Genomic DNA, 1,481 nt, shown 5'->3' on the forward strand with positions numbered 1-1,481 from the left:
GGTTCTCTTTTTTCAGTTATTATTAGTTTTTTAAAATAGCATGCCGATGCCAATTAATAAAGTAGACGCCAGCATAATAAAGACCATCAAATATATGACTATTTTTTGCAGCTTATTTTTACGCATAAAACCCTCCAACACTTTCTTCTAGTAATTATATTTTACTAAGAAATGAAGCATGTCACAACTAATAACTTACTATTCCATTATTATACAAGGAGAAATAGCTTAAAGAGGATAATTGGAATGAAGTTTTCTTTAGTCAATCGAAGCTTTAACATTTGATGTTATGACTTGTGAAAGGTATACTAGTATGTAGTTTAGAGCATTTATTTGGAGGAATTATCATGATAAATAATGAACGTTTATTAAACCAATTTCTAGAACTAGTAAAAATTGATTCAGAAACAAAGTATGAGAAAGAAATTGCTGGTGTATTAAAAAATAAATTTACAGAATTAGGTTTAGATGTAATAGAAGATGATACTACTGCTATTACAGGGCATGGTGCAGGAAATTTAATTTGTACATTAAAAGGCAACGCAGAAAATGCAGATCCTATCTATTTTACATCCCATATGGATACAGTAGTTCCTGGTGTAGGTGTAAAACCTTCTATTAAAGATGGTTATGTTGTAACAGATGGAACAACTATTTTAGGGGCAGATGATAAAGCTGGACTTGCGGTAATATTAGAAACATTAACTGTTATAAAAGAAAACAATCTGCCACATGGCACTATTCAGTATGTTATTACAGTCGGCGAAGAATCAGGATTAGTCGGTGCAAAAGCATTAGACCCTGCTCTTTTAACAGCTAAATTTGGTTATGCTTTAGATAGTGATGGGAAAGTCGGCAATATCGTCGTTGCAGCTCCAACACAAGCAAAAGTAAAAGCAACGATACTTGGAAAAACAGCTCATGCTGGTGTTGCACCAGAAAAAGGGGTTTCTGCCATTACTATTGCGGCAAAATCCATTGCAAAAATGCCTTTAGGGAGAATAGACAGTGAAACCACTGCAAATATTGGCAGGTTCGAAGGTGGACAGCAAACTAATATTGTTTGCGATCATGTAGAGATTCTCGCAGAAGCTCGCTCCTTAGTAGAAGAGAAAATGCAAAATCAAGTAGCTAAAATGAAAGAAGCATTTGAAACAACTGCCAAGGACATGGGCGGAGAAGCCATTGTGGAAGTGGAAGTAATGTATCCAGGCTTTAAGTATGGAGCAGGTGATCATGTAGTAGAAGTTGCTCGTAAAGCAGCAGAAAAAATCGGCAGAAGCTGCAGTTTAGAACAAAGCGGCGGCGGAAGTGATGCAAATGTAATCTGTGGATTTGGCATTCCAACTGTCAACTTGGCTGTAGGGTATGAAGATATCCATACAACAAAAGAAAAAATGCCGATTGAAGAATTAAATAAATTGGCAGAGATGGTTCTGGCAATTATTAAAGAAGTAGCAGGAGAATAAAACAAAAAACCA

General features: G+C 35.5%; 2 protein-coding genes. One reads left to right on the forward strand and one right to left on the reverse strand.

From position 1 onward, the window contains the following. Positions 1-30 precede the first annotated feature (30 nt). On the reverse strand, positions 31-126 hold the full coding sequence (prli42, locus tag CWS01_RS22580) for a stressosome-associated protein Prli42 (protein WP_157827731.1): 96 nt from the start codon (positions 124-126) through the stop codon (positions 31-33). A 221-nt stretch (positions 127-347) separates the two neighbouring features. Between prli42 and CWS01_RS22185 the strand changes: the two genes are divergently transcribed. Next, entirely contained in the window at positions 348-1,469 is a 1,122-nt protein-coding gene (locus CWS01_RS22185; protein WP_101179753.1) for a tripeptidase T, read from the forward strand. The last annotated feature ends 12 nt before the right edge of the window (positions 1,470-1,481 follow it).

It is taken from the genome of Niallia nealsonii (genome assembly GCF_002835805.1).
Classification (GTDB): Bacteria; Bacillota; Bacilli; order Bacillales; family Cytobacillaceae; genus Niallia; species Niallia nealsonii.

Bases quoted from the DNA above. Each gene is read 5' to 3' on its own strand.
- prli42 (WP_157827731.1), bottom strand. From the start codon at position 126: ATGCGTAAAAATAAGCTGCAAAAAATAGTCATATATTTGATGGTCTTT.
- CWS01_RS22185 (WP_101179753.1), top strand. From the start codon at position 348: ATGATAAATAATGAACGTTTATTAAACCAATTTCTAGAACTAGTAAAA.